General features: G+C 42.2%; 21 protein-coding genes. 2 read left to right on the top strand and 19 right to left on the bottom strand.

The genetic code is table 11. The features are described from left to right. Nucleotides 1–249: 249 nt before the first annotated feature. The gene (locus tag J2T13_RS02735) at nucleotides 250–1,623 is read right to left on the bottom strand and encodes a class I SAM-dependent rRNA methyltransferase (RefSeq protein ID WP_429368089.1); all 1,374 of its coding nucleotides are present in this window, start codon (nucleotides 1,621–1,623) and stop codon (nucleotides 250–252) included. A 124-nt stretch (nucleotides 1,624–1,747) separates the two neighbouring features. On the opposite strand from J2T13_RS02735, the gene J2T13_RS02730 reads away from it, so the two are divergent. After that, the gene (locus J2T13_RS02730; RefSeq protein ID WP_429368087.1) at nucleotides 1,748–2,710 is read left to right on the top strand and encodes a Na/Pi cotransporter family protein; all 963 of its coding nucleotides are present in this window, start codon (nucleotides 1,748–1,750) and stop codon (nucleotides 2,708–2,710) included. An 11-nt stretch (nucleotides 2,711–2,721) separates the two neighbouring features. On the opposite strand, the gene J2T13_RS02725 is transcribed toward J2T13_RS02730, so the two are convergent. The 18 genes from J2T13_RS02725 to gpr all read right to left on the bottom strand — a co-directional run bounded on the left by J2T13_RS02725 (nucleotide 2,722) and on the right by gpr (nucleotide 21,659). Beyond that, the gene (locus J2T13_RS02725) at nucleotides 2,722–3,153 is read right to left on the bottom strand and encodes an NUDIX hydrolase (protein ID WP_429368086.1); all 432 of its coding nucleotides are present in this window, start codon (nucleotides 3,151–3,153) and stop codon (nucleotides 2,722–2,724) included. A 180-nt stretch (nucleotides 3,154–3,333) separates the two neighbouring features. Then, nucleotides 3,334–4,677, bottom strand: a complete 1,344-nt coding sequence (gene mtaB, locus J2T13_RS02720; RefSeq protein ID WP_429368084.1) for a tRNA (N(6)-L-threonylcarbamoyladenosine(37)-C(2))-methylthiotransferase MtaB — start codon at nucleotides 4,675–4,677, stop codon at nucleotides 3,334–3,336. Nucleotides 4,678–4,680: 3 nt separating this feature from the next. Next, entirely contained in the window at nucleotides 4,681–5,445 is a 765-nt protein-coding gene (locus J2T13_RS02715; RefSeq protein WP_429368082.1) for a 16S rRNA (uracil(1498)-N(3))-methyltransferase, read from the bottom strand. Between the two features lie 30 nt (nucleotides 5,446–5,475). Continuing rightward, the gene (locus tag J2T13_RS02710; protein WP_429368080.1) at nucleotides 5,476–6,159 is read right to left on the bottom strand and encodes a site-2 protease family protein; all 684 of its coding nucleotides are present in this window, start codon (nucleotides 6,157–6,159) and stop codon (nucleotides 5,476–5,478) included. A gap of 3 nt (nucleotides 6,160–6,162) precedes the next feature. Continuing rightward, complete coding sequence (prmA, locus tag J2T13_RS02705) at nucleotides 6,163–7,131, bottom strand: 50S ribosomal protein L11 methyltransferase (RefSeq protein ID WP_429368079.1); 969 nt, start codon at nucleotides 7,129–7,131, stop codon at nucleotides 6,163–6,165. A 249-nt stretch (nucleotides 7,132–7,380) separates the two neighbouring features. Then, the gene (locus J2T13_RS02700) at nucleotides 7,381–7,563 is read right to left on the bottom strand and encodes a YfhD family protein (protein WP_429368077.1); all 183 of its coding nucleotides are present in this window, start codon (nucleotides 7,561–7,563) and stop codon (nucleotides 7,381–7,383) included. 162 nt (nucleotides 7,564–7,725) lie between these two features. Next, nucleotides 7,726–7,863, bottom strand: coding sequence for a hypothetical protein (locus J2T13_RS02695; RefSeq protein WP_429368075.1), 138 nt, complete (start codon nucleotides 7,861–7,863; stop codon nucleotides 7,726–7,728). A 179-nt stretch (nucleotides 7,864–8,042) separates the two neighbouring features. Then, nucleotides 8,043–9,173, bottom strand: a complete 1,131-nt coding sequence (gene dnaJ, locus J2T13_RS02690; protein WP_429368317.1) for a molecular chaperone DnaJ — start codon at nucleotides 9,171–9,173, stop codon at nucleotides 8,043–8,045. 243 nt (nucleotides 9,174–9,416) lie between these two features. After that, nucleotides 9,417–11,264 (bottom strand): molecular chaperone DnaK, encoded by a 1,848-nt coding sequence (dnaK, locus tag J2T13_RS02685; protein ID WP_429368073.1) that lies wholly within the window; start codon nucleotides 11,262–11,264, stop codon nucleotides 9,417–9,419. A gap of 58 nt (nucleotides 11,265–11,322) precedes the next feature. Further along, nucleotides 11,323–11,892 (bottom strand): nucleotide exchange factor GrpE, encoded by a 570-nt coding sequence (gene grpE / locus J2T13_RS02680; protein ID WP_429368071.1) that lies wholly within the window; start codon nucleotides 11,890–11,892, stop codon nucleotides 11,323–11,325. An 81-nt stretch (nucleotides 11,893–11,973) separates the two neighbouring features. Then, nucleotides 11,974–13,530 carry a TCP-1/cpn60 chaperonin family protein gene (locus tag J2T13_RS02675; RefSeq protein ID WP_429368069.1) on the bottom strand — a complete coding sequence of 519 codons (1,557 nt, stop codon included), beginning with the start codon at nucleotides 13,528–13,530 and terminating at the stop codon, nucleotides 11,974–11,976. Between the two features lie 12 nt (nucleotides 13,531–13,542). Beyond that, complete coding sequence (gene hrcA / locus J2T13_RS02670) at nucleotides 13,543–14,574, bottom strand: heat-inducible transcriptional repressor HrcA (RefSeq protein ID WP_429368068.1); 1,032 nt, start codon at nucleotides 14,572–14,574, stop codon at nucleotides 13,543–13,545. A gap of 107 nt (nucleotides 14,575–14,681) precedes the next feature. Then, nucleotides 14,682–15,143: an N-acetyltransferase gene (locus J2T13_RS02665; protein WP_429368066.1), complete on the bottom strand. Its 462-nt coding sequence runs from the start codon at nucleotides 15,141–15,143 to the stop codon at nucleotides 14,682–14,684. An 88-nt stretch (nucleotides 15,144–15,231) separates the two neighbouring features. Continuing rightward, entirely contained in the window at nucleotides 15,232–16,425 is a 1,194-nt protein-coding gene (hemW, locus tag J2T13_RS02660) for a radical SAM family heme chaperone HemW (RefSeq protein WP_429368064.1), read from the bottom strand. Between the two features lie 74 nt (nucleotides 16,426–16,499). Beyond that, entirely contained in the window at nucleotides 16,500–18,314 is a 1,815-nt protein-coding gene (gene lepA, locus J2T13_RS02655) for a translation elongation factor 4 (protein ID WP_429368062.1), read from the bottom strand. A 111-nt stretch (nucleotides 18,315–18,425) separates the two neighbouring features. Beyond that, nucleotides 18,426–18,833: a hypothetical protein gene (locus tag J2T13_RS02650; RefSeq protein WP_429368060.1), complete on the bottom strand. Its 408-nt coding sequence runs from the start codon at nucleotides 18,831–18,833 to the stop codon at nucleotides 18,426–18,428. 280 nt (nucleotides 18,834–19,113) lie between these two features. After that, nucleotides 19,114–20,439: a stage II sporulation protein P gene (locus J2T13_RS02645; protein WP_429368059.1), complete on the bottom strand. Its 1,326-nt coding sequence runs from the start codon at nucleotides 20,437–20,439 to the stop codon at nucleotides 19,114–19,116. 218 nt (nucleotides 20,440–20,657) lie between these two features. After that, on the bottom strand, nucleotides 20,658–21,659 hold the full coding sequence (gene gpr / locus J2T13_RS02640) for a GPR endopeptidase (RefSeq protein ID WP_429368057.1): 1,002 nt from the start codon (nucleotides 21,657–21,659) through the stop codon (nucleotides 20,658–20,660). 159 nt (nucleotides 21,660–21,818) lie between these two features. Here gpr and rpsT point away from each other — a divergent pair, with 159 nt between their 5' ends. Beyond that, nucleotides 21,819–22,091, top strand: a complete 273-nt coding sequence (gene rpsT / locus J2T13_RS02635) for a 30S ribosomal protein S20 (protein WP_429368056.1) — start codon at nucleotides 21,819–21,821, stop codon at nucleotides 22,089–22,091. Nucleotides 22,092–22,132: the final 41 nt, after the last annotated feature.

Raw genomic sequence — 22,132 nt, 5'->3', positions numbered from 1 at the left:
TATGTAAACTAACAGCTTATCTATATAGAATGAACTAAAGACCAATTACTATTATTGATTATCTTTGGAATCTACTGTGCCTTGGGGAGAAAACTTTAGTTCAATCTATCAACCTAATAAAATAGTTATCTCTCAGTATAACATATCATCCCCTAGATGGAACGTACGTTTGGTAAACCTTCTCTTCTTTGGATATAATAAAAAGCCCCATCCTTTATTAGGAGGGGCACAAGCAATGCTCACATTTAATTATTTACTACGCACTTCGAAGATGGCGAATTTCAAGTAATGACCTTCATCCACACCGAGAATTTGCGGATGGTCTTTACCCGCCGCGCGCCACTCGATAAGTCGAAGTATTTTGCCAGCATCTGCGGCAGCTTCTTGGATCGTCTGCAAGAACAATTCTGGACGCATATGATAAGAGCAACTTGCCGTCACTAAATACCCACCTTCATTAACGAGCTTCATGCCATGAAGATTGATATCCTTATATCCACGACTAGCGCCTGGAACAGCATGTTTCGTTTTGGCAAAGGCAGGTGGATCAAGAATAACAACATCCCATGTTCTTCCGCCGCCAGAAGTCATAGGTTTCGAAGTATCTACCTTCGCTTTAGCCCCACTGACAACAGCTCGTTTGCTGCGTTCTTCGACACCTTTAACCTGTGTACGCAAATATTTAAAAGCATCATCAACTACAAATTCCACACGATCTTCGAAACCATTCAGTTTCACATTTTCCTGAGCACTTTCGATCGCATGCTCTGAAATATCGAGACAGGTCACTTTCTTAGCTCCATATTTACAAGCATGAAGCGTAAAACTACCTGTATGTGAGAAACATTCTAGCACAGTAGCTCCATCCCAGTACGGGAACGACACGACACTTCCACTTTTATTCACTGGCAGTTGTTCAATGGTTCCGTCCTGATCTATTTCCTGCAACGAGATTCCACTTTTGGCACCCCATCCCGTCATTAGCGGCTCAATAGATGCACGATTCTCCCGTTGATCAAAGAAATATCCTGTTTTCTGACCCTCGACAATGTCCACACGAATGGAAAGTCCATTCTCCTTCACCGTGACATAACGGGGGCATTCTCCATACACAGGCCCCTTAAGTTGTTCCAGTCCTTCCAATTCACGCACAGAAACATCACTTCGTTCATATATCCCCTGTGGCTGCATAACCTCAACTAATGCATCTACAATGGCTTTCCGACATCCATCCATCCCCAATGTCAGTAGCTGGACCACCAGGATATCGTTGAATCGATCCACAATGAGGCCAGGCAGAAAATCAGCCTCTCCATAGACTAACCGATACGCGCTTTCTCCCTTGATGAATCTTTCGCGATGCTGGAGACAGTTGCGGAAACGTTCCACGAAAAAATCCTGATCCATTACCTCAAGCTGATGGTAAGAAACAATTCTTACCGTGATTTGCGAAGCTGGATTATAATATCCTGTCCCAAGATATCGCTTCTGATGATTAAGTACATCCACCAATTGCCCTGCCTCAAGTTCACCTTCCACAGATGCGATTTCACTTTTATACACCCAAGGATGACCTTGTTCAATTCTTTTCTTGTGACTGCGGTGTAGAATGACCGATGCCAATATACTTCACTCCCTAATATAATTATCTGTCATGATCTTCACACTCAAGCAGATTTAGTCATGGCTTGCTTTTCATATACATATAAGTAGAACAAGGACAAGATTACCAAAGGAGAACCTGCCCATGTTCCAATCCATCATTATCCCCGTAATCTACGGGCTTGTCATTTTTCTGGCCGGCATGAAGGTTATGGAGAAAGCACTCGCAAGCTTCGCAGGTCCTCTCATGACCTCGTTTCTAGACAAAGCTACCCAATCACCCCTCAAAGGTATGGTGTTCAGCGCACTTATTACTGCCATTATACAGAGCAGCACCGCCGTTACAGTGATTACCATTGGCCTAGTTACTGCCGGCCTGCTGAGCTATGAGCGTACACTTGGTATTATTCTTGGTACTAATATCGGTACATGCCTTACAACAGAACTCATTGGCTTACAAATAAGTCAATTCGCTGCTCCATTGTTACTCATATCAGTCTTCCTCTGGGTAGCCACCGTAATACTTAGCGAACTGACTCCTTGGCGTCTACATCGTCTTGAACCCATACAACATCTGGCTCTAGCTGCTGCTGGTTTTGCACTCGTCATGTTTGGCATTCGTGTCATGCAATCGATTGGGCCCTCACTAGAAAGTTTCGGCGTATTTGAATGGTTCATACATCAAGCTAGTCAGAATGTACTTTGGGGTATCGCAGCAGGAATATGCCTCACAGCCATCGTACATAGTGGTGCAGCTGTCATTGCCTTAGCTATGGGACTCGCCAGTTCCGGTTTACTACCTGTAGAAGTAGGCATTAGCATTGTCCTCGGTTCTAACATCGGAACTTGTGTGACGACAGTGATTGCCTCGATCGGAAGCTCCAAATCAGGGAAATTTGTGGCTTGGACCCACGTTGCACTAAATGTTGGAGGTGCCACATTGTTCATGCCCTTTATCCCACAACTTCAGCAAGTATCTGCTCTGATCTCAAATGACTTTGGGAGTCAAATTGCCCATGCACAGACAATTTTTAATATCGTCTGTTCCCTTATTGCATTACCTTGTTGTTATCTGCCTATATGGAAAAGGATTGGACGAGTAGCCTAATTTAGAATGATTTATAAGTCCACTTTTAATAAAGAAAGGGCCTTGTGTAAGATTCTATTGTTATTATCATACCCACCTTGTTGTTGCCGGCTCCAAGCCTCATGAGGATCGTACCAAGCGACCTCATTGATTTCTTCTATTTGCGGTTTCAATTGACCCGCCTTAGCTTCTACTAGGTAATAATGCACTTCTTTATCCACTTCACCATAGACCGTGTTGTAATACTTATACGCAATAATATCTACAGGGGAGATAATCTCACCAATGACGCCCGTCTCTTCTTCAATTTCACGAAGAGCTGTCTGCTCGATCGTTTCTCCTGGTTCCATCTTCCCTTTTGCTAAAGAGATTTTCCCATAACGATCTAGTATAAGTTGAATGTGCAGCTCACCATTCTCTTTACGATATACAACGCCACCTGCTGATATTTCTTTTCTAGCCATCGACGGGTCCTCCCTAATGATTAAATTACGGCGCTAAGAGCAACAACAAGGATCTCACCTCCTACCTACTGGAAATGAAATCCTTGTATCTATATAGATTGAACTAAAGACAAACCACATATTCTTCATGTTGACTATAATCGATAGCATTTGGGGAGTATAAACTTTAATACAATCTAACTATCGAAGTACGATCTCCGGACTATGATCTAGCACACTAATCAATTTGCCTTTAGATTCATTGACACCCGCTTCTGTAATTTGAACACGACATATTTTACGATGTAAATCCTCAGGTCCATTAAATAATACTTGTAAGTAGTTATCACTGAAACCCTGTAGCTTACCGGTTCCCTCGTCACCCTTGCGAATACCTTCAGGAATGACATCAAGCACTTGTCCTACAAATCTCTTCGCATAGGTAAGCTGCATTTCTTCAGATAAGTCGATTAGGTCATGAACACGCGCATGCTTAATTTCTTCATCTACTTGATCTTCCATGCGCGCAGCGGGTGTACCTGTTCTTTTAGAATAAGGGAATACATGCATTTCGGAGAATTGAATTAGTTTCATCAGATCATATCCGTTACGGAACATTTCATCTGTCTCACCTGGAAAGCCTACAATAACATCTGTCGTAATTCCTACATCCGGCATCGCTTGACGAATAAGACCCATTTTATGATAAAATTGCTCTGTCGTATATTTCCGTCTCATCCGCTTCAGCACTGTATCATCCCCCGCTTGAAGCGGAATGTGAAGGTGACGGCACATTTTGGAGGAACGATTTAGAACATCAAGCATTTTCTCATCGATTTGACTTGCTTCAATAGAACTAATCCGAATCCTCTCTAGACCGTCTACCTTATCTAAATCCCACAATAAATCAGAGAGATCATACTGATCTAAGTCATCTCCGTAACCACCTGTATGAATTCCCGTTAATACCATTTCCTTGTATCCAGCTTCAACTAGCTGATGCGCTTGCGTAATAATACTCTTCGCATCACGACTTCTTGATAGCCCACGTGACCACGGTATGATACAAAACGTACAGAAGTTATTACATCCATCTTGAATCTTGAGAAAAGCCCGTGTACGGTCGGTGAATTCAGGCACGTCCATTTCCTCAAATACACGATTCTTCATCACGTTTCGCACGGCATTGATGGGTTGCCGTGATTCTTGTAATTGCTTAACGTAAGGTAGAATCTTATCTCGATCCTGAGTACCAATAACTAAATCTACACCCTCAATATCCATAATCTCTGCTGGAGACGTTTGAGCATAACATCCTGTAACGGCAATAATTGCATTCGGATTACGGCGAACCGCACGACGAATGATTTGCCGACTCTTCTTATCCCCTGTATTCGTAACGGTACATGTATTAATTAAGTAAACATCTGCTGTTTGCTCATAATCAACCTGTTGATAACCCTCATTCTTGAATAGTTGCCAGATGGCTTCCGTATCATAAAAGTTAACTTTGCACCCCAAAGTATAAAAAGCTATAGATGGCATAGCTCAAACTCCCCCCATTTCACCAGACTCGTATAATATACAGGAAAGTGCGACCATTCCCGCAGTTTCACAACGTAAAATGCGACGTCCTAGCCCTATGCTAGTGGCCCCTGCCTCCTCAGCCTTACGACATTCTTCTTCACTAAATCCACCCTCTGGACCTACGATAAGGAGAATTTTAGAGTCGGTATTAGCCCCCCTTACATCTACGAAAGGCTTTACAGCATCACGTAATTGTAAACCATGCTCTTTCTCATAACAGAAATAGATAGCATCGTACTGAGCAAATGTATTCAATAGCTGTTTCCATGTGAGTGGGGACTCCAACTCAGGAATAACGTTACGATGACTTTGCTCTGCCGCTTCCTTAGCAATCTTCCGCCAGCGATCAAGTCGTTTTTCTTCTTTCTTCGCATCATATTGCACAATCGTACGTTCAGATAAGAAGGGAACAAAGGAAACTGCACCAATCTCGGTACACTTTTGAATCACCGTTTCCATCTTGTCGCCTTTAGGTAGGCTTTGCGCAATGGTAACCTTCATCTTCGCTTCATGAGTCATCGCTAAAACCTCAACTACATGAGTTGTAACCAACCCCTGTTCAATCACATCAATTTCAACCAGCGCTTCACGAGTATGACCATCACTAACGATAAACTTATCGCCAGGTTTGCCTCGCATCACTTTAGAGATATGACGTGCATCTTCGCCCGTAATATCTACTGTATCCTCTTTAAATTGTTCTGGTTGCACGAAATATCGTTGCATCTTATATCAGCATCCTATCCATAACATGATTCAATGACCAAGCATCATTGTGAACATATGACCGAAACTTACATACAAACCTCGTGCCGCCTCATAGAGCGGTGTAATGGTAATTGCACGAAGCGGGGGAATGAACACGATCAACAAAAAGATAAACATCGACCATTGCTCGAACTTTCTCAACGTTATTCTAGTCTGTGGGGGTACGATATCTTCAAGAATACGATATCCATCCAACGGAGGCAATGGGATAAGATTAAATAGAAACAATACAAAATTCATTAGAATAAAGAGTTGAAGGAATGTATACAAAGCCTCTGCTAATTTCGCATTAGTAATGGCATCGAATACTCCAAACTGAACAAGCGATACATAAATAAGAGATCCCAATACCCCTAACAAGAAATTGCTTACGGGTCCTGCTGCGGATACGATGATCCCCATCAAACGTGGTTTACTGAAATTTTCACGATTCACTGGAACAGGTCTCGCCCATCCAAATCCAGCAATTAATAATAGAACGATACCGAAGAAATCAAAGTGCACGGTAGGGTTCAAGGTAACACGACCTAGTAGTTTAGCTGTAGGGTCACCGAATTTATTCGCAAAGTATGCGTGAGAGAACTCATGCACCGTAAATGCGATAATGATGGCCAACAAATAAAATGGCATTTGCTCGATGGGAAATATAAGTATTTGGTTCAAAAACTCCATTAGTTACCTCTTTCTTGCCACGAAGGCGATCCATTCTTCTTCACGGTTCACAGATATCACTTCAAAATTAGAATTGATCAGTGCCTGTTGCACTACCTCTTCTTTGTTGCTATAGATTCCAGATGTAATAAAGATCCCGTCTGGCTCTAATACTTGGTATACATCATCAATAAGCAGTAATATGATCTCTGCCAAAATATTTGCCACCACGATATTCACTGGCAAAGTGACTCCTAAGTTCTGTCCCTCTGACTGTTTAGTAAACACAGAGAGTAGATCACTCTCCTTAATCGTTATTTTCTCAGCCATCTCATTTAAAGCCGTATTTTCTTTAGCACTATCTACAGCAACAGGATCCAGATCAAGCGCCAATACGTGCTTCGCACCTAGCAGTATCGAGCCAATTGCCAATATCCCAGAGCCTGTGCCCACGTCTATGATTTCTTCTCCACCTTGAATCACACTCTCCAGTGTACGTAAACAAAGTGATGTTGTCGGATGCGTTCCTGTACCAAAGGCCATGCCTGGATCTAGATGAATTAATTGCTCTCCAGGTTCTGGTGTATAATCCTCCCAAGTAGGCTTAATGGTAAGTTTATCCGTTACACGTAGTGGTTTGAAATATTGCTTCCACTGGTTAGCCCACTCATCTTCGTTCACGATTCTAACTTCATAACGAACCTCACCCGTATCTATACCATACTGACTAAGTTCCTCGATTCGTTGTTTCACTGTAGTGACAACTTCTTCAATCCCTGTCTCTTCATAGAAATAACCCTTGATATCAGCATGACCTTCTGGAATGTCGTTCAGTGGCTTGTCATACAGCTCACCATATTTCGTATCCCTTACTTTATTTAGTGTTCCAGACTCTTCAATGGATACGCCACCTGCTCCTGCTTCATGCAGGAAATTAGAAATCATCTCAATCGATTCCTCCGTGGTATGTATCGAAAATTCATGCCATAACATTATGTGTTTTCTTCCTTTCTGTAACATTGCATACGTATTATTGTACTATACATGGTGACCTGTGTACAAAAATTTAACGACTCAAGAAGAAACGACATTGTCATCTTTTAAAGATGACAACCGTTTCTCGTAGAAATATAAGGATCATTTATTATGTACAACATATAAATTCTTATATTTGCATAAAAAACGGCTACGACATCCTCATAGGGACGTCGTAGCCGTATTCATTTCCACTTTAAACTCCTCTTATTTAGATTCCATTTTTCTTAGCTGACGTGTGTCAGCTTCCTCACTACGAACCAGTGCCTCCACATCATCTTTATCAGCAGCTAGAGCAGAGAATTCTACATCCTCTCGCTTTAAAGACATTAATTCTTTGATCTTCTCAGTCTTCGTCATAATGCCATTCGTATGTTCTTTACGTGCCATTCTAAACACCCTTTCCAATCATTAATGCAAGCATTTATATTATTCCCCCAGCCTCCTCAATAATTCGTATAGCAGGTTCTGCTGATGACTCATCAAGGACCAAGGTTAACAGAATATCATACCCTTTTGTCATATCATCATATACCCCATTACTCCACTCACTTACAGAGCTAAGGCTGTACCCGAATCTCCAAAACGGTCAATAGACATATCTATAATTCGTAAGGATTGAAGTTTTCTGGAGACACTGTCAGCTTGTTCAGGACTTTTGAAATAAGCTAATATATTCTTCTCAACCATATGCAATCCACCCATTCTTCATTGGACTATTAAAGGTGTTAATCAACTACGAACTGTAACCCTACTTGTAGGTTGCCGCAGTAGCATTTTTTTATGCTTCATACATCACAAAAAGCCCGACCTTTATGGCCGGACTTTTTGTTTGGAAATTCACGATCTATATTCTCTTTTTTTGGCTATCAATCACCACGGAATGCCTTTTTTACACGGTCAAAAAAAGATTGTTCATGCTCATGTGTCTTTTCACCGTCTAGTGAAGCAATTTGCCGTAGTAAATCCTTTTGTTCATCGCTTAAATTACTTGGTGTAACGATGACGACCTTAACATGTTGATCCCCTTGTCCGATCCCCCGCAAGCGCGGTACTCCTCTTCCTTTTAGACGGAAGAATGTTCCTGTTTGCGTACCTGCTGGAACTTTGAGCTTAACCTTGTCGGATAAAGTTGGAATTTCAATCTCATCACCGAGCGCCGCTTGTGCAAAGGTTAATGGAATCTCGCAAAATATATCGTCTCCTTCACGTTGGAAGAATTCGTGAGACTTCACACGAATCACAATATACAGATCGCCTGCAGGTCCTCCGCGAAGCCCACCTTCACCTTCACCCGTCATGCGTAGTTGTGCGCCATCATCTACACCGGCTGGAATTTTAACATGAATTTTGCGTTGTTTTTTGACTTTCCCTTGACCTTGGCAAGTTGTACAACGGTCTTTAATAATTTGACCTGTACCACTACAATTAGAACATGCACGACGGTTCGCCATTCTACCAAATGGTGTGTTCTGCACGACTTCTTGTTGCCCGCTACCATTACATACGGAACATTTATGAGGCTTAGTTCCTGGCTTAGCACCAGAACCAAAACAAGTATCACAGGTTTCTGTACGCGGAATGGTAATATCACTTTCTTTACCAAATACAGCTTCCTTAAATTCAATGGTCATCGTGTATTGTAGATCGTTCCCACGTTGTGGTGCATTCGGATCACGACGTCCACCACCACCGCCACCAAAGAACATGTCAAAGATATCACCGAGGCCTCCACCACCAAAGTCTCCGGAGAATCCACCGCCGCCCATACCTTGATTAGGATCTACATGTCCATACTGGTCATATCCCGCTCTCTTCTGACCATCACTCAATACGTCATATGCCTCTTTTACCTCTTTGAACTGAGCTTCAGCATTTTCTGCCTTATTGACATCTGGGTGATACTGACGAGCCAATTTGCGATAAGCTTTCTTAATATCTTCATCTGAAGCGTCTCTACCCACGCTCAGTACTTCGTAATAATCTCGCTTCTCAGCCACTCTTCCACCCCCACTAACCTTCGTAATAGTAATCATTATGATATAAGAATAGATCTCTTAAGACTTCGGACAAAAGGAAAGTCAAAGCATGGGATGCCCCCGGCTTTGACCTTCCCTGTTATCCTCCCTCAACTTATGAAGGAAACTATATATATAGATTGAACTGAAGTTCACGCCTCAAGTTCTAACGATTCTAAAGAAATCAGGAATATGTGCATTCGTCTTTAGTTCATCCTATATAGGTTACTCTTGTTTCTTATCTTCGTCAACAACTTCGTAATCTGCATCAACGACTGTATCCTTTTTAGCTCCAGCTCCAGAATCGCCTTCAGCTCCCTCAGCTTGTTGCGCATCAGCAGCAGCTTGCTCATACAACTTCATAGACAATTGTTGTACGATCTCTGTTAGTTCTTCTGTCGCTTTAGTGATTTCTTCAAGGTTGTCACTTTCTAGTGCAGCCGTCACTTTCTCTTTAGCTGCATTAGCTTTATCAACTTCAGCTTCGTCTACTTTATCACCTAAATCTTTGATGACTTTATCTGTAGAGTATACTAGTTGGTCAGCATTATTCTTTGCTTCGATCAATTCTTTACGCTGACGATCCTCATCGGCATGTGCTTCAGCATCCTTCATCATGCGTTCAACTTCTTCGTCACTCAAGCCACTTGAAGATGTAATTGTGATTTTTTGACTCTTATTAGTACCTTTATCCGTTGCAGATACGTTAACAATCCCGTTCGCATCGATATCAAAAGTTACTTCAATTTGAGGAATACCACGTTGCGCTGGAGGAATATCTCCAAGGATGAAACGTCCAAGTGTTTTGTTACCGGCAGCCATTTGGCGTTCACCTTGTAACACATGAATCTCAACGCTTGGTTGATTATCAGCATATGTGGAGAATGTTTGTGATTTACTTGTAGGAATCGTAGTATTACGCTCGATCATCTTCGTAAATACCCCACCTGCAGTTTCAATACCAAGGGATAATGGCGTTACATCAAGTAACACGACATCCTTAACTTCTCCTGTCAAGACACCTGCTTGTACTGCTGCACCAAGTGCTACGACTTCATCCGGGTTAACCCCTTTATGAGGATCCTTACCTGTCAATTTCTTAATCGCATCTTGAACGGCAGGAATACGAGTAGATCCACCTACAAGTACGATTTTGTCGATATCGTTAGGTGTCATGCCTGCATCAGTAAGAGCTTGACGAGTAGGTCCAAGCGTACGTTCAACCAAAGAATTTGTTAGTTCATCAAACTTAGCACGAGTTAGATTAAGCTCTAAATGCTGTGGAACTCCATCAACAACAGTAATGAACGGCAATGAAATAGTCGTTGTCAATACGCCAGACAATTCCTTTTTCGCTTTTTCTGCAGCATCTTTCAGACGTTGAACCGCTGACTTATCTTTACTAAGATCAATACCTTGATCTTTCTTAAATTCACTAACGAGGTAATCAATAACAAGTTGGTCAAAATCGTCTCCGCCCAGGCGGTTATCTCCACTTGTTGCTTTTACTTCGAAGAATCCATCTCCCAATTCAAGGATTGATACGTCAAACGTACCGCCACCAAGGTCATATACAAGAATGGTTTGATCTTCTGTTTTCTCAAGACCGTAAGCTAATGCCGCAGCAGTTGGCTCATTGACAATACGTAGAACTTCAAGTCCTGCAATTTTACCTGCATCTTTAGTTGCTTGACGCTGGCTATCATTAAAATAAGCTGGAACCGTAATAACCGCTTGAGTTACTGGTTGGCCAAGGTATGCTTCTGCATCAGCTTTTAATTTTTGCAAAATGATTGCAGAAATTTCTTGTGATGAATAGTCTTTACCATCAATAGTTTCTTTATGGGAAGTACCAATATGACGTTTGATTGACATTACAGTACGTTCTGGATTCGTAATGGATTGACGCTTTGCTGTTTCACCAACTAGGCGTTCGCCATCTTTCTTAAATCCAACGATAGATGGAGTTGTGCGTGCACCTTCTGGGTTGGGAATAACTACGGCTTCGCCGCCCTCCATTACTGCCACACAAGAATTTGTTGTTCCTAAGTCAATACCAATTACTTTACTCATTGAATAATTCCTCCTTAAATTATGGACAAAATTTTAATTTATTAAGTTATTTAAACAGCTATACGCTGGTTTTAACCATTGCTGGGCGAAGCACTTTGTCTTTCAACATATATCCTTTTTGTACTTCTTCAACAACTGTAGCTTCTGGATATTCTTCGCTCTCAACTTGCATAATGGCTTGATGAAACTCTGGATTAAAGGGTTGACCTACCGTTTCCATCGCACTCAATCCTTCAGCTTGAAGTACACCCTCCAATTGACGGAAGATCATATTCACACCTTTGGAAAAAGATTCAAAGGTAGTGTCATCTCCACCCGTTGCGATTGCGCGTTCAAAATTATCCACAATCGGCAATAACCCGGTTATAAGCTGAGTTGATGCATATTTAGCGAAATCTTCCTTTTCCTTTTGCGTACGTTTGCGATAGTTATCGAAATCTGCCTGAGTACGAAGAAGTCGTTGTTGATTATCATCCGCAAGTCCTTGCAGTCGACTTACTTCAGCTTGTAAAGAAGACGCGTCCTGATCTAGCGACGACGTCGCTTGTTCGGCATTTAATTCCGGTTCTGTGGTCTGAGTATCTGTTTCTTCTACAATTTCGTTTATGTCCTGTTGTTTATCTTTCAAGATATCTTTACCTCCTTATACTAACTAAATATAAAAATGATTATTCAATTCATATGAGTCTGTGAAGAACATGTTCGAATGTTAATCTTCTTTCATCCGTCCATCCTCTTCCCTCATTTTAATCACATTATGAATACGAAGTACCGCTGCTGCAACCTCGCCTGCAGCTTTTAGACCGTGGATCTTGACGAGTGCTGGATCAACAATACCTTCTGTCACATAATTAATGACAAGACCTGTATCACAATCCATGCCCATACTATCACAATCTTCTACAAGTTGCGCGGCTCGCGCTTCTTCAACTTTCTCCAGAGGGTTATATCCAGCATTCAATAGGATTTGCGACATAGGTTTACGTAATGCCGCTGCAACGGCTGCGATTCCGAAAGCTTCCATTCCCTTAACCGCTTCTCGCCGACGCTCCAATTCATAGGATACAGAAATTTCCACTGTCCCTCCCCCGGGTAAAATCCCCCCAGCCAAAGCTGCCTGAACAGCTGAAGCTGCATCACCTGCAATTCGAGCCGATTCTCCTACAATCTCGGTAGTACTAGCTCCGACAATAACGGTTACCATAGGCACAGGATTAGTTTCATCACAGTGGATACGAACTCTTTGCAGCTCTTCGTCATAGGCGACCCTAGGTGAACAACCTAATAAAGGCTCCAGTTGTTCATAATCCTTATGTAACGCTGTACGACGAAGTGGAACCGCACCCGTCATCTCGCATATTCGACTTAACTCATGGCGTCCTACACGCTGAATAACCATCATTCCGTGATCTAAGCAGAACTGCTCCGCATCTGAATGAATTCCACGCTCTAGCAAGATCAGTCCTACACCAAGTTCAGATAACCTTAACAGTTCTCTGCCGAATTGTTCACGAAGCTCCATATAGCGTGCAAAGCCAGCCTCTGTAGTCAGCACTTCTTCATCCAACAGTTCAGGTTCAAGTGCATCATGGAGCACCAATATACGAGTATTATCTAATACAGGTTTCCCATGAAGATAAAGCGGCTTCTGCCGTAACAGTAGACCTTCAAAAACCTCGTTATCAGCTTTCTCAATCGCCACAACAGAATCAGCAAGAACAAACGATGGATCCATGAGCTTTGGTATTCCAATCTTAGAAGCGGCCTTCATGATTAGATCAACAACATCACTACGTTCACGACCTGCAACGTAAGCCGTCTTCTCCAACAAAGGATCCGCAAGTCCTGAAATCACATGAACACGGCGATGCAACGATTCAATGGCCAGACTAATACCCTGAAGCATGCCTGTGACTACTTTAGATGCAGGTACGCCCTTTACGATCTGTGCTACACCTTCTTGCACTAACGCTCCAGCTAATACCGTGGCTGTGGTTGTCCCATCGCCTACCTTCCTTTGCTGTGATCTTGCTACTTGTATAAGCAAACTCGCTGCGGGATGGCTCACATCTATTTTGTCCAAAATTGTAACTCCGTCATTGGTAATAATAACTTCTCCTCGGGCACCTACTAACATGACATCCAGTCCTTTAGGACCTAATGTGCCCTCGACCGCAGAAGTAATGGCGCGGACTGCGTTGCTGTTGTTAAGTAAGGTAGCATAGCGCTCCTCACCTTCGCGAACTGGCTGCTGTCCTTGGCTCATTGTATTCACTCCCTATTTATACCAATGTGACAATAATGTCGTTAAATCTCTGGAGAGTATCCCAAGAATATTCATGACTCTCGCATATTCCATGCGCGTGGGCCCCAGAATTCCAATGGTTCCTAAAGCCTCACCTTCCAGTGAATATGTTGCCGTAATCAAGCTGCAATTAGCAAATGCTTCATGATTATTCTCGGTACCAATTCGTACATGGATACCCTCACCGCCCAAGGTTGGCGACATCATTTTCATTAGTGTAGGTGTCTCTTCAAGCAAATCCAGAATATTCTTAACTTTATCTACATCTTTGAACTCAGGCTGAGTCAGCATATTCGTCGTACCGCTAAGATACACGCGTTGCTCATTATCATTATCAAGCACAGAATCAAGCACGAGGAGCAACTCCTCATAGTGCGAAGTATGCCGTTCCAACTCCTGACTGATCTCCGAGTATAGACGAGATTTCAACTTATAGAGAGGAACGTTAATCAACTTGCTATTTAGCAAATTCACCACTCTCTCCATTTCTGAAACAGAAACTCCTTGAGGAATTTTTACCGTCTTATTCTCTACTTGGCCCGAACTAGTTACTATAATAGCAACGGCTGTCGTCTCATTAATCGAAAGTAATTGAAAATGACGTAACGATGTATGAAATACTTCTGGACCAAGAAGGATCGAGGTATAATTCGTCATATGAGATAGAATCATTGCAGATTGTTGAATCACTTGTTCCATAGCATTTAATTTTTCGGCAAAAAATGTACGCATCGTGTCTAGCTCAGCAGGCTCAAGTAAATTCCCAGGAGCGATATGATCCACATAGTAACGGTAACCCTTATGGGAAGGAATCCTTCCGGCGGAGGTATGCGGTTGTTCTAAAAATCCTAATTCCTCCAGGTCAGCCATTTCATTACGAATTGTTGCTGGGCTATAACCTACGTCTCCTCGCTTGGAAATGCTACGAGAACCGACAGGTTCGGCAGATCGGATATAATCGTCAACTATAGCATTTAGTATCATTCTTTGGCGTTCGGTTAACATATCTTTCCCCCCTCACAGTCGGCTAAGTTTCACCATCGTTAGCACTCACATTCAATGAGTGCTAACTGCTAATACAAAAATACCAAACTGACATGATCATTGTCAAGTCAGTTCAGTATCTTAAGTACCGCGATTTCATCACAACAATCTTGTTTACTACAAAAGACGCAGTCAGTCCACACCTTCTCTGGAAAAATCTCTTTCTCGACAATAGTGAATCCATTCTTCTGAAAAAAAGAAACTGCATATGTTAAGGCCATGATTTTTGGAATTTGTTGTGCTCTGGCTTCATTGATCAGAGCATCGACGAGCAGAGAGCCAATACCATGTCCTTGATGCATAGGTGATATTCCCAAAGAACGTATCTCCACTAGGTCCTCACCCAATCTACACAATGAACCGCATCCTACCATTTCCCCAGCCATTTCAGCTATAACGAATTGATCTAACTGCTTCTCCAACACCTTACGTGAACGAGGAAGCATAATCCCTTGTTCTGCATAACCTTCTATCATTTTAAATAGATGCTCTACATCGTCAGGTACAGCTTTTCTACATATCGCCGACATGACTGTCTCCCCCTTACACACGCTGTCCATATTATGAATAAATATACAACAACGCGCATAAAAGTTCAAGATGTTATTAGCTTATATTTTACGATGTAATGGAACCAATAAATTCACCAAAAACATCATTACCAAACAAGATGCCTTGCTCACTTAGGCAATAACCGTCTTCCGTAACTTCAAGAAGTCCGGCACTAACCATCTTATGAAGGGGTTTAGCAAAAATCTCATCTAATTGCTCTTCAAATTGTTCCTCAAAATGAGTGCGAGAAATCCCCTTCATGACCCGAAGGCCCACCATAAGGAAATCTTCCATCGCTTCCTCTTTAGATATAGGATTAACGTCTAAGCGAGGTAGACCTTGCTCCACGCCGTCGACATATGCGTTAACCCCTTTAATATTCATATGACGCTGCCGTCCTACATATCCGTGAGCTCCTGCCCCAAGACCATAGTAATCTTCATTTAACCAGTAAGTCATGTTATGACGGCTGTGTAAGCCAGGTTTGGCAAAATTACTAATTTCATATTGCTCGTAACCTGCTTCTTTCATCCGACTCATTAACAACAGGTACATTTGCAACTCATCATCTTCATGAGGCAGCGGTAGCTGATTCTTCTGGTACATCGTATGAAAGAGTGTATTCTCCTCAACCTTCAAGCTATATATAGAATAATGGGGTAAGTCTAATGCTAACGCCTTCGTGATACTCTCATCCAACATCTCAACCGTCTGATTCGGTAGACCGAACATCAGGTCAATGGACATATTATCAAACCCGGCCTTACGTGCGTTCTCCAGACTACGATATACATCATCTGTATTATGAATACGACCAATCCCTGAGAGTAGATCGTTCTGAAAAGCCTGTACCCCGAAGCTGAGACGATTTACACCGCCTTCTTTCATAACCGTCAACTTCTCTAAATCCGTTGTGCCTGGATTAGCTTCCATAGAAAACTCGATATCATCGGCCCAATCAGGAAAATGCTTGCGAATAGACTTTAAGAAGTATTCCATCTCATTCGGCTTAAGGACGGTAGGCGTGCCTCCTCCAACAAAAATACTTTTAATCTGTCCCGGAGGGTTAATAGCTACTGTAAGTTCCATCTCTCGATCCAATGCAACCAAATAGTCCATGACAGGCTGATCCTTCAGGACATATGAATTAAAATCACAATAAAAACATTTATTCGTACAAAAGGGAATATGCAAATAAACCGCTTGTGTTCTATGGCTTCCCTGATGTCCACGTGCTGGCTGTTGCTGAAGTTTAGACATAATATTCCCTCCACCCTAGAAAAGGGAAGCCGCATCCGGCTCCCCCCTAATGTGATCACTTGATATTTTGCGCTTTATTCGTCAATCTTCAGAACCGCCATGAAGGCCTCCTGTGGAACCTCTACGCTTCCGACTTGCTTCATGCGCTTCTTACCTTCCTTCTGCTTCTCAAGAAGTTTCCGTTTCCGTGAGATGTCACCACCGTAACATTTCGCGAGTACGTTCTTTCTCATCGCTTTAACGGTTTCCCGAGCCACGACTTTGGTTCCTACAGAAGCTTGAATCGGTACTTCAAACATTTGACGTGGTATAAGCTCACGAAGCTTCTGACAAACAATACGACCCCGATTATACGCACGTTCACGGTGTACAATGAATGATAAAGCATCGACTTGCTCATTGTTAAGTAAAATGTCCATTTTAACCAGATTAGAAGCTCGATAGCCGGAGATCTCATAGTCATAAGACGCATATCCTTTGGTCCCTGATTTCAATTGATCAAAGAAATCATATACAATTTCGGACAACGGGACCTGATATGTTATCGTCACTCGCGTGGTATCCAGGTATTCCATATTCACGAACTCACCACGTTTATTCTGACAGAGCTCCATCACTGTTCCCACATAATCGTTGGGTACGATAATAGCTGCTTTGACAAAAGGCTCTTCAATGCGTTCAATCGTTCCGATTTCCGGATAGTTAGAAGGGTTATCGATCTCAATAATCTCCCCATTGGTCAATGCGATCCGATAAATAACACTTGGTGCCGTCGTAATGAGTGGAATATTAAATTCCCGCTCAATTCGCTCTTGAATAATCTCCATATGAAGTAATCCTAAGAATCCACACCGGAAACCGAATCCAAGTGCGGTCGAAGATTCAGGTTCGAAACTAAGTGAAGCATCATTCAATTGTAGCTTCTCTAGCGCTTCACGCAAATCGATGTATTCCGATGTCTCGATTGGGTAAAGACCACAATACACCATCGGATTAATTTTTCGATAACCTGGAAGTGCCTCTGGTGCCGGATTCTTCGTATTCGTTACGGTATCACCTACGCGAGTATCACCGACATGCTTAATACCAGCAACAATAAAACCGACATCACCTACATGTAATTCGTCCACAATCGTCATACTAGGCATGAAAGCGCCCACTTCAATAACCTCAAAGGTTTTCTCAGTTGCCATCATTTTGATCTTGGTTCCTGCCTTGATGCTTCCGTCCACGACTCGTACATAGACGATAACACCCTTGTATGGATCATAGTGAGAATCAAATATCAACGCTTTTAAGGGTTGGTCTGGATCTCCCGTAGGAGACGGAACCTGTTTCACAACCTGCTCCAATATTTCCTTAATGCCTATCCCTGATTTAGCAGAAGCTAACACAGCTTCACTCGTATCTAGGCCAATAACATCCTCAATCTCCTGCTTGACGCGTTCCGGATCTGCATTCGGCAGATCAATCTTGTTGATAACAGGTAAAATTTCAAGGTTGTTATCTAGTGCCAAGTACACATTGGCAAGCGTTTGTGCTTCAATCCCTTGTGCGGCATCCACGACAAGTAATGCACCTTCACAGGCTGCAAGGCTGCGAGACACCTCATATGTGAAATCCACATGCCCTGGTGTATCGATCAAGTTCAGAATATACTCTTCTCCATCATCTGCACGATACTTAAGGTTAACAGCTTGCAATTTAATTGTAATACCGCGTTCGCGTTCCAAATCCATCTTATCCAATACTTGTTCTTGCATTTCACGGGACGTCAGTGCCCCAGTAAATTCTAAAATTCGGTCAGCTAATGTTGATTTACCATGGTCTATATGCGCAATAATACTGAAATTGCGGATTTTCTGTTGTCTAGTCATTACGTCTAACATGCCTTACCCCCACAAAACAGCCTGATATTTCAATCAACTCATTATAGCAGTTGTATGTTAGAGCGGCAATCCCGTGTATGGAGCAATCTCAATTTTGTTGTTAGACTTCCATTATTCTGTAGCTGAACTAAACAATGAGACTACAAAACGAATGCTCTTCTGAGATGCTTGTTGTAATAAGTTTGCCGTCTTATCTGCCAATACATCCACTGTTGGCTTGGATGTATCTGGTATTAAAATTTCCTGAGGTGTTGCATCTTGAAAATCTGGCGTTTGTTTCTCATTCTGTTCAGGTTGCGCTGGATTCGGCTGTAATGTAATGGTATAAGAAGTTACTCCCGTAGCTTGAGCCTGCTGGGGAATAGGTACAGTGATCTGTTGTTGCTGTCCAACATTTGGAACTACTTGAACGTTCGCTTCAGCAGAGGATGTCTTTCCTAAACCAGCTAACTGCATTCCTAGTAGAATACCAATCCCTGTCCAGATGCCTATCGCCCATACTTTCCCACCACGAGACATATAGCCTCCTCCTAATCGTTTAATATATCGTGTTAACTAAAGCTACCTTTAGCTATTTGGGGTTCAATACCAAGATCAGTGCGTGATAAATGTATCGAGTTGATAGACGACCGCTACGCGGATGGATTGTCCTTCTGATCGCTGTTGCCCCCAAATTTTTTTGAATATACCACTATTTGTGGTAATAATTCAGGGGCAAAGGCGAACGCTACGCTTCTCCACGACAATTCCATCCTCTCCGCTACCATCAACATAGATTTCTTTTTACTACAAGCACTGATTATGAATTTGACCCAGCTTTAGTAGCGACATTTTCATTTTTGTCTGTCTTGTCTGTCTTGTCTGTCTTGTCTGTCTTGTCTGTCTTGTCTGTCTTTACAGTACTCGCTTTCTGTGCTTTTTGATCAGCGAAGTAAATATCTGCGATAATACCTGCTAGAATTTGGGACGTTCGCTGCAGCTCTGCCTCCGTGCTATCCACTCCACCGATCTCAATCACAATACTATTAGGAGAAAGAGATTGATTATATTCGCCATTTCCTTGTTCCGCCGTCTTCCCCCAAATCCCCCGGGATATTCCGGGATATGAGACTTCTAATCGTTTATTTATAGCACTCGCATAGGCTTCATTCTGCCGCCAGTTTTTATTTTCATGACCAATGATGAAATACATTTGTGCGTAGCTCACATTATTAATAACCGTTGTCGTTTTTTTATGTCGCTGAGAATCACGATGTATATCTAACAAGTAAGTTAATTGATCGTTCTGAGATAAAGCTTCTTTCACGGTCTGTCGTGAATATTTATAGGAGTAATTCCAGTTATAATCTTGTATATAGGATGCATAGTCCTGCTCAAGATGAAGAGCACCAATCCCTCTTACCTTTAACTCCTTCGCTATAAAACTTCCAACGCGCATAATATTTTTAGAAGGAACAGCCGAATTCGGATTACTAATATTTATGCCGAGTAAGGGATTAAAAGACTCTCTTGGATGAGAATGATAGATTAACACTTCATTCCCCCCCACTGTAGGCTCATTCTTTTTCCCACCCGGTTCTGGTGTAACCACTTCAGTAACATCAGGTTTGGCTATCGGCTCTGGCGTTACTCCTTCTCCTTGTGGTGCTTCAGAGTCAGCTACTATCTTACCAGAATCGGGATGATAATCTTCAGGTGCTTCCACGTCTTCATTTCCTGAACCTGTATGCAAGAGAACAGGATCATTACTTCCCATCCCCGGCATCTCTCTAGCCAACAAACTTTTCGGATCATTTGGATTGACACTCGTAAGTAACTGGAACGCAAAAGTAGTCATTTTCTCAGCTGATAATGTAGAAGGATCCTTTCCTTTGTTCAGATGGGGCATTTCCATACCAAGCATATCCATAAAAACGCCACTAGAGAGTGAAACTGCAAAACCTTTCATGGAAGACACTGGAGACGAGTTAAATCTCTGTTCTACCATTCCACCAAGACCAAGCAATACGAAAAATACCATTGAACTAAAAGTAAGCAATAAAAATGTACGCCCCATCGTCAGGACATGCAGCAATTTGACTCTCCATTTGGCAATATTCCAAATTTGAAAACCCTTTGTTCTCATCGTAGTGTCCTCCTGAAATCTCTTATACTTCAAATCTATGAACTGGAGACAATTACTAGAACCGAAAACAAAAAAAAGAAGCTCCGCTATATAAATTAAACTGAAGTTTCGCTCCACATTTCTATCGATTCTAAAGAGAATCAATATTCATATGGTTGGTCTTTAGTTCTTTCTATATATTCGGAGCTTTCTTAGCGATCAAGAGGATTTAGATCTAATCAGTGAGTATACGCCCCTACGTTCGAAGGGTCTACAGCATCATGTAATGCTGCATTCAATCCAGTTGCCACAATATTCGCCATATCTTCTACGAATTCATCGATTTCTTTAGGTGTCACAATAAGATCGTGCCCTAATGGCTCAAGGACCTCTTTCACTAAAGCTAATCGCTCATTCTCGGGCATATCATCTAACAGCCCCATAATTTGCTTCGTATTCCCTTTCTCTTGCTCAAAATGACTCTTCATCATCTCGATCGCATTATTGACAATGGTCGAAGCATAACAGACGGTCGGTACGCCTATAGCAATACAAGGAACCCCCAAAACTTCTTTTGTTAGAGCTCTTCGCTTGTTACCAATACCAGAGCCAGGGTGTATTCCAATGTCAGCAATTTGAATGGTCGTATTCACACGCTCCAAAGATTTAGATGCTAACGCATCAATGGCAATCACTAAATCCGGCTTCGTACGATCAATGATCGCTTGAACAATTTCACTTGATTCAATCCCCGTTACACCGAGTACCCCAGGAGCTATAGCGCTGATGTCGCGATATCCTGGGGCCACCTGGTCAGGCACCAACTCGAAATAATGACGGGTCACCAGAATGTTCTCCACGACAAGCGGACCTAATGAATCCGGCGTAACATTCCAGTTCCCTAGTCCAACTATTAGGACAGAGTTAGCCTTGTTAATCCCTACCAGTGTTAAAAAATCTTCAAATTCTTGAGCAAAAGCTACCGCTACTCGCTCTTGTAAACCCGTATCTCCCCCACGTAGAGCCGGAACCTCCAACGTAACGTAATGTCCTTTAACACGCCCAATACTTTGTGAACCCTCATCATTAAGGACATTTAGTCTAGTTATTGTAATACCATCCTGTTCAGATACTTCCTCATCCACTCCCGGAATCGGACGATTTGACTTATTCTGTGCGATTTCCTTCGATTCTAAGGCTAGATCAGTCCGAATTGTATAATTTTTCAAATCTAATGTCATAACCCTCAACCTCCTTTTTCTTTCTATGATAGTGTGCGAGAGGAAGCGGATGTTTATACGTAGCCTTTTTGGTATTGCTTTTTAAAGTACGTCATGCTAAAATATTTTAAGTTATGAATGATTTCGATGCACTTGAATGTCTTACAGGAGGTGAATGCAATGCCGAATATTAAATCCGCTATCAAACGCGTTAAAACGAACGACAAACGCCGTGCGCTCAACGCTTCCCAAAAATCCGCTCTACGTACAGCAGTTAAAGCCGCTGACAATGCGCTGGTAAATAATGAAGTTGAAGCTGCAAATGCTGCCATTCAAACCGCTTCCCAGAAGCTGGATAAAGCTGTTACTAAAGGTTTGATCCACAAAAATGCAGCAGCTCGTAAGAAATCTCGCTTGGCGAAAAAACTTAACGCCCTTAATGCACAAGCATAAGAAGAGCGCTATCCATACGACAATGGAAAAGTCCTGAACAG

Source organism: Paenibacillus sp. DS2015 (assembly GCF_050433705.1).
Classification (GTDB): Bacteria; Bacillota; Bacilli; order Paenibacillales; family Paenibacillaceae; genus Paenibacillus_AQ.
Note: the sequence above shows the minus strand (reverse complement) of the source record. Positions and strands in the feature narration are given on the sequence as shown.